The sequence below is a fragment of the Deltaproteobacteria bacterium genome, from assembly GCA_003696105.1.
Lineage (GTDB): Bacteria > Myxococcota_A > Polyangia > Haliangiales > J016 > J016.
The window spans coordinates 1-6995 of record RFGE01000023.1 but is presented as its reverse complement, the minus strand read 5'-3'; the positions used below and the strand labels follow the sequence as shown (position 1 = coordinate 6995).

The following is a 6995-nucleotide window of genomic DNA, read 5'->3' as shown; positions in this document are numbered from 1 at the left end:
GGCCACGGTCGAGCAGCTGCCGAAGCAGGTCGGCCCAGCTGTCCTCGGACTCCTGCGCGCCGAGCGTGATCGCCAGCAGCGTGCGCTTGCCGTCGAGCCCGACGCCGTAGGCAACGAGCACCGACACGTTCTCGACGCGACGAGCCCAGCGCGCGTCGACGAACGTCGCGTCCAGGTACAGGTAGGGCACCGGGCCGGTGATCGGCGCCGTACGCAGCGCCTCGACGTGCTCGTCCAGGCGCTTGGTCACGCGGCTCACCGACGAGCGCCCGACGGGGGCGCCGGCGAGCGCCTCGGTCACCTGGGCGACGTCACGCATCGAGACGCCGTGCACGTACGCGGCGATGATCGCGCCGTCAAGCTCGGGGCTGCGACGCCGGTAGCGCCCGACGACGTCCACGGGCGAGCCACGGTTTCGGGTGCGGGGCACCGCGACCTCGATGTGGCCGTACGCTGTGAGCAGCTGGCGCAGGTACGTGCCGTTGCGCTGGTCCTTGCGCGTGCCGGCCCGCGCCCACCGCCCGGCGCCGACCCTCTCGCGCACGACCTCCTCGAGCACAGCCTCGAGGGCGAACTTGACCGCGCCACGGAACGTCTTGCGCAGCTCAGCCTGAATCTCTTGTTGCGAGATGCCTTCGAATTCGGCAGTGTCGGTCATCGGGAGACCTCCTCGACCTCCGTTGCGCCGGAGACCAGCAAAAAGTTGTTGTTTCGAGGAGCGTCTCCCGTTTGTCTGACGCTCGGCCGCGTTCAGGTTGTACACAGATTTCGGGACACGTACCGCGTTTCCTCGCCGCGTACGCGGGACGTGATCGCCGATTGCGCCCGCGTCGGCCGCTTCTCCAACGCGACTCATCGGCTGCGGGCCGAATCGACCCCGGTGCGGGCTGCGCACTCCGGTGCGGGCTGCGGGGCTGTGCGCGCCGGTCGGTTGTGGTACGATGCGCCCCGAATAATTACGGCTGTAATGATCAGAACAGTAACGATGTCGAGCGACAAGCGACGAACGGGGGGCATGGCAGGAGGCCGAGATCCTGCGCTCGCGGCTCGTCCGGCGACAGTTGCGGTGAGCCCGCGCAACCGACGTGACGCGCCGGATGCCTCCCCCGTGGAGCGGGCCACCGCACAGCCGCGTTCCCGCGCATCGCCGAAACCATCCCCCGCAACGCGGTACGACCTGCGGGTACTGCAGGCCCTTCGGCGCATGATCCGCGCGGTCGATTTGCATTCCAGAAAGCTCTCGGCCCAGCACAACGTGACGGGGCCGCAGCTGGTCTGCCTGCTCGCGATCGAGGAACACGAACCGGTCACCGCGAGCGCGATCGCACGTCACGTTCACCTCAGTCAGAGCACCGTGATCGGAATCCTCGACCGGCTCGAGGCAAAGAAGCTCGTCCGGCGACAGCGCAATCTAGAAGACCGCCGAGTGGTACATGTGTCGCTCACCGAGCAGGGGCGGGCGCTCGCGCGAAATGCTCCGTCTCCGCTGCATGACGCGCTCGCGACAGCCATGACCAAGCTCCCTGAATCCGAGCTCGGCGCGATCGCGGCATCCCTCGATCGAATCGCCGAGATGATGGAGGATCGGCACAGCGACGCCGCACCGATTCTCGACACCGAACCGGTCGGTTCTACGGCTGGTGCCGCTGAGACCGTGCCCCCGGGCGATCAAAAGCTCGACCGATGGCTACACGATTGCGATGACAGATAACCAAGTAGTGATCACAACATACAACACGGCAAACTCAGCAAAAGCGAACTTCGACGACGTCTATACCGCACCTACACCGCACGCCTACATCACGTCGATGGCGAAGATCGGCTACGAGATCGGTGAGCAGGCGCGCCCTTACTGTGCGGCGGCGGCAAAACTTCTCCACGAGCAAAACGGCGACGCCTGGCAGGTCCAGATGCTCGATGTCGGCTGTTCGTACGGGATCGGGTCGGCGTTGGTGAAGTACGGATGCTCGTTCGACGAGATGGTGGCATTCTTCGCGACGCGCGCGCCGCGAGACTACCACGCGGCGCGACAAGCCACGCGGATCTGGCTCAATATCACACCCCCGGCGTGCGACATCCGTACGGTCGGTCTGGACCAATCCGAACCAGCGATCCGCTTCGCTGTCGAGTCTGGGCTGTTGGACGGGGGCGTGGCGCGCGACTTCGAACAGCCCGGCGCCTCGCCGACCCGCGAGGAGTGTGCGTGGTTCCGGAGTTGCAACCTCCTCATCAGTACCGGCGCGATCGGCTACATCACAGAGCGCACACTCGGCATCGTCTTGCGGCACCTGGGCAAGGATCGGCCCTGCAAGGTGGGCCCCTTCGCAGTAGCCACAATCCTGCGCATGTTCGATCCGTCGCCGGTACAGTCCGTCTTCGCTGAGCACGGGTTTCGATTCGAACCGGTGCCCGGGGTTCGACTTCCGCAGCGGCGCTTCGCGAATCGAGATGAGCGCAACAAAGTGCTGTCCCTCCTCCACGATCGGGGAATCGACACGCGGCAGTGGGAAGAAGGAGGTCGGTTGTACGCCGACCTGTACATCGCCGCTCCCGCCGAGCACTTCTCGCTTCTGCTCGAACGCATGCGCGAGACGCGCTCAGAGCTCGAAGCCGGCTCGGTGGAAGCCAGTTACATCCGTCGCTGATCCCGGGAGCGCGCCCTACGCCGCGTACGCGCGCAGCCTGGAACGCCGGAGGACCGCCAGCCGGCGGCGAGGTCATGTGCCCCTGAGCACCGACGATTGTCGTCCAAGGCTGCGCGTCCGCGTGGAGCCGGGAGCACGATTGGTGGAGTTCGAGACCGAGAGCTCACGCCGGCAGCCGCGAAAGGAGTAATTGTTCAGGCCGGCTGAAAGCCGGATTATTTCGATCGGTTGCGATATCGAAAACGAGGATCGACGCGGGATCGAACATGTGAGCTACGCTGCTCGTTGGACGCCGCCGAATGCATCGCGCAGCTTGAAGCCGCGGTCGCGGTGATCGGCGCGCAGATCGCCGAGCAGCAGGCGCGGATCGCGGAGCAGCAGGCGCGGATCGCTGAGCTCGAGCGCCAGGTCGCCGCGCTGCTCGACCAGGTGGCGATGCTCACCGAGCAGGTGGCGCAAAACTCGCGCAACTCGCACATGCCGCCGTCGAGCGATCCGCCCGGCGCGGGCAAGGCCAACACGCGCGACAAGCAGCGCGGCAAGGCCAAGCGCAAGCGCGGAGGCCAGCCAGGACACAAGGGGCACCGCCACGAGCTGCTACCGGAGAGCGAGGTCAGCGAGTTCGTCGAACACGACCCGCCACGGTGCGAGAGCTGCTGGGAGCCGTTGCCCGAAGTACCGGATCCGCGCGCGACGCGGTTGCCGATCGTCGACGTTCCCCCCGGTGGTCCCGCACGGGATCGAGGACCCGTGCCACCAGGTATGGATCGCCGCCAGGTGTGCTAGCGCGCACCTGCTACGGCGGTTCGTGTCGTTCTCCGAGCGCGACGGCCGGGCGCCGGCCGCCGCGAACGCGCGCGACCGCGGCGGCCGCCGCCTGCCTGCTCGATGCGCGCGTCCAGCTCCGGCACACTCGGGTGTGCCTTCATGCTCCACGATTCGCACCCCGCCGCGCGCGGCTCAACCGGGGGCCTGAATGGTTACCATTGCGACGCGGCGGCCGCGTGTCGGCGGTGTCACACGGGGTCAGCCGGCGCTGTCGCGGCTGGCTTCCGGCGGCTTGGGGTGCTTGACCCACTTGAGTTCCATCGGCTCCGGCGCCTGCTCGCCCTTGGTCCCGCCGCGGTCGTCGCGGGACACGCCGGGCGGCACCTCCCATGGGATTTCGCGATTCGGATGGTCGCCGGCGACCTCTTTCATGTAGCGGGCCCACATCGGCACCACTGTCATGTACGCGGCGTCGTCGACGCCGAGCGGCCGTTCGCGCAGGTCGTCGCCGAGCCACACCGACGTGATCCACCGCGACGTGTAGCCGACGAACGTGGTGTCCATCGTCTCGCTCGATGTGCCGGTCTTGCCGGCGCCTCGGATGCCGGTGGCCCGCACGATGCCGGCGAAGCCGTGGCGAATCGCCGCGCGCAACAGCTTGCTGGTGAGAAATGCGGCGCGCGCGGGGATCGCTTGTTTCGGCCGCACGCCAGCCGTCGCGGCGAGCCGGTCGAAGCGGTCCGCCGGCCGCAGCATCGGGTCGTAGTAGACGGTGTGGTCCTCGATCACGCGGCCGTGCCGGTCGCGGATCCGCCGGATGGGGGTGAAGTCGATCCACTTGCCGTTGCGCGCGAAGATCGCGAACGCGCGGGTGAGTTCGTTGAGCTTGGTGCACGACGCGCCGAGCGCGAGCGCCTTGTCGGCGATGATCTCGGTGGTGAACCCGAGCCGGCGCGCCCACTTTTCGACGCGGTCGGCCCCGACGAGCTTGAACACCTCGACCGACGGCACGTTCTTGGAGAACACGAGCGCGTATTCGAGCGTCACCTTGTTCTGGCTCAGCCCATACAGGTTCTGTGGAATCCATACCTCGCCGGTAATCGGGTCGACCTCGGCGTGCGGCTGGTCGTTGAGCAGCGTGTCGAACCCGTAGCCGTCGGCCAGCGCGGCCGAGTAATAGATCGGCTTGTACGTCGACGCCGGTTGCCGGCACGCCTGGACCGCGCGATTGAATTCGGAATACGCGAAGTCGACCCCGCCGACCATCGCGAGCAGGTAGCCGGTCGAGTGATCGGCCGTGAGCAGCGCGCCCTGCGGATGCGGCCACTGTTCGAGCTGGACGCGGATCGGTTCGCCGTCGCGGGCCGGTCGGGCCGGCCGCGGCGGCAGCCACCGCGGGTTGGGTCCCACGAGCGTCCACTCGCGGAACGCCTCGCGCGCGCTCGGCACCCGTGACACCCACACGACGTCGCCCGGCCGCAGCGCATCGCGCGCCGACGCGATCTCCACATCGTTGACGGCCTCGGTGCGCGACCACGGCGACGCCCACTTCATGTCCTCGAGTCGCAGTTCGTAGCTGCGGTCTGCGATGCGTACGGTCGCCTTGCGGTCGGTCACGCGGTCCACGAGCGCGAGGTAGCGGCGGCCCTCCTCGATCGGACCGTCGCCGTAGCGCTCGCGCGTGCGCTCGAGGAAGCGCTCGGCGGCGGCGCCGTCGAGGTGGGCTTCGGGACCGCGCCATCCCTGGCGCTTGTCCTGCTTGCGCACGCCGTAGTCGACCGTGTCGTAGGCGGCGCGGTCGGCGACCGGATCGAGGGTCGTCTCGATGCGCAGGCCGCCGGCCAACAGCGCGTCGGCGCCGTAGCGGTCGACGACGTAGCGGCGCACGTGCTCGGCGAAGTACGGCGACACCTCGCCGAAGACGTCGCGGCGCGGCGCGAGCCCGAGCGGCTCGGCCTTTGCGGCCGCGGCCTCCTCGGCGGTGGCGAACCCGAAGCGGACCATCTTGTCGAGCACGTCGTTGCGGCGTGCTCGCGCGCGGTCGGGGTGGCGAAGCGGCGAGTCGCGCGACGGCGCCTGCGCCAGGCCCGCGATCAGCGCCATCTGCGCGAGGGTCAGCTCGTCGAGTTCCTTCGAAAAGTAGCGGCGCGCCGCCGCCTTGACGCCGTAGGCGCCGTTGCCCAGGTAGATCTGGTTCAGGTACAGCGCCAAGATCGCGTGCTTGTCGTAGCGGGCCTCGAGCCGGCGCGCGACGATCGCCTCCTTGGCCTTGCGCGCGATCGACTTTTCCGAGCCGAGAAACTGCTTGGCGACCTGCTGCGTGATGGTGGAGCCGCCCTGGGCGAAGTCGCCGGCGACCAGGTTGCGCCACGCGGCGCGCACGATCCCGCGCAAGTAGATGCCGTGGTGATCGTAGAAGGCGTGGTCCTCGGCGGCCAGGAACGCGTCGACCAAGCGCGGGGGGATTTCGGAAAACGGTACGAGTTCGCGCCACTCGCGGGCGAATTCGCCGAGGACGGTGCCGTCGCCCGCGACCATGCGGCTCACGAGCGGGACCTCCGCCGCGTAGCGCTCGAGCGCGGGCGGCTCGGGCGCGCGGCGCGCGAAGTAGCCGTAGCCCCAGACGCCGGCGGCGGCTGCGGCGGCCGCGCCGACGAGCGCCGCGAACGCGTACAGGCGCACGAGCCAGTACAGGACGCCGCCATCGCGCGCGTTGCCGATCGTCGCGCGCGGGCGCCGCGGTGCGTCGTGCGGCGACGGCCCCGCGCCGTCGCGGGCGTCGTGCGGCGACCGTCCCGCGCCGTCGCGGGCGTCGTGCGGCGACGGCCCCGCGCCGTCGCGGGCGTCGTGCGGCGACGGCCCCGCGCCGTCGCGGGCGTCGTGCGTGGGCGGCGGAACGTCGGCCATCCGTGTCGACGGTACACGACCGGCGCGGGCGCGCAACGTCGCGGTACACTGCGCACCATGAGCCGCCGTGGCGCCTGGTGGACCGCGATCGCCGTCGCCGCTGCCGGTGCCGTCGGAGTCGCGGCCGCCCGGTGGAGCGGCGACTCGCGCCCGCGCCCTCGCGCCGCTCCGGATGGCGGTGCGGGCCTCCCGGTGCCCGCGGCCGCAGCGCCGCGCGCGCGGCTTCGGCCCGCGCCGCTGCCGGTGCCGGCCGCCGAGGGCACGCTCGAGCCGGCGGACGAGCGGCCGCTGTGGGATGCGCGCGAAGCCGAGTCGCGCGACCCGGCGTGGGCCGACGCGAAGGAGCGGGCGATCGGCGAGCGCGTGCGGGCGCTGGTGGCCGCCGCCACGCGCGACCGCCCGGGCGGCGTCGCCGTGCCGCAGATCGAGTGCCGCGAGACGCACTGCCGGCTGCTGGTCACCGGGACGGACGGGCCGGCGTTTCGCGCGTTCGTGGAGTCGCTGCAGGACGAGCGCGGGTTCTACGGCGACGCGGACCTGCTCGCGCTCGACGGCTACAGCGAGGTGCCGGACGGTTCGGGCGGCACGCGGTATTCGGTGCGCGTGCACCTTCAGTATCGCCGCTGATCGCGCGGGCTCGGCGCCGGCGCTCGCTGGCCCGCCGCGAATCCGGAT

The 6995-nt window shown here is 70.0% G+C and carries 6 protein-coding genes; 4 read left to right on the top strand and 2 right to left on the bottom strand.

Going from position 1 to position 6995, the window contains the following annotated elements:
- Nucleotides 1-658 (bottom strand): IS256 family transposase (locus D6689_01700; protein RMH44771.1); only part of this gene is annotated, 658 nt, incomplete at its 3' end.
- Nucleotides 659-1015: 357 nt separating this feature from the next.
- Between D6689_01700 and D6689_01695 the strand changes: the two genes are divergently transcribed.
- The 3 genes from D6689_01695 to D6689_01685 all read left to right on the top strand — a co-directional run bounded on the left by D6689_01695 (nt 1016) and on the right by D6689_01685 (nt 3431).
- Nucleotides 1016-1711, top strand: coding sequence for a MarR family transcriptional regulator (locus D6689_01695; protein RMH44770.1), 696 nt, complete (start codon nt 1016-1018; stop codon nt 1709-1711).
- 97 nt (nt 1712-1808) lie between these two features.
- Entirely contained in the window at nt 1809-2645 is an 837-nt protein-coding gene (locus D6689_01690; GenBank protein ID RMH44769.1) for a hypothetical protein, read from the top strand.
- A gap of 228 nt (nt 2646-2873) precedes the next feature.
- Nucleotides 2874-3431 (top strand): hypothetical protein, encoded by a 558-nt coding sequence (locus D6689_01685; GenBank protein ID RMH44768.1) that lies wholly within the window; start codon nt 2874-2876, stop codon nt 3429-3431.
- A 240-nt stretch (nt 3432-3671) separates the two neighbouring features.
- On the opposite strand, the gene D6689_01680 is transcribed toward D6689_01685, so the two are convergent.
- On the bottom strand, nt 3672-6320 hold the full coding sequence (locus D6689_01680; GenBank protein ID RMH44767.1) for a hypothetical protein: 2649 nt from the start codon (nt 6318-6320) through the stop codon (nt 3672-3674).
- A gap of 57 nt (nt 6321-6377) precedes the next feature.
- Between D6689_01680 and D6689_01675 the strand changes: the two genes are divergently transcribed.
- Complete coding sequence (locus tag D6689_01675; protein RMH44766.1) at nt 6378-6947, top strand: hypothetical protein; 570 nt, start codon at nt 6378-6380, stop codon at nt 6945-6947.
- Nucleotides 6948-6995: the final 48 nt, after the last annotated feature.

Excerpts from the sequence above, each read along its gene's own strand:
- D6689_01695 (RMH44770.1), top strand. The coding sequence starts at position 1,016 with ATGGCAGGAGGCCGAGATCCTGCGCTCGCGGCTCGTCCGGCGACAGTT.
- D6689_01690 (RMH44769.1), top strand. The coding sequence starts at position 1,809 with ATGGCGAAGATCGGCTACGAGATCGGTGAGCAGGCGCGCCCTTACTGT.
- D6689_01680 (RMH44767.1), bottom strand. The coding sequence starts at position 6,320 with ATGGCCGACGTTCCGCCGCCCACGCACGACGCCCGCGACGGCGCGGGG.
- D6689_01675 (RMH44766.1), top strand. The coding sequence starts at position 6,378 with ATGAGCCGCCGTGGCGCCTGGTGGACCGCGATCGCCGTCGCCGCTGCC.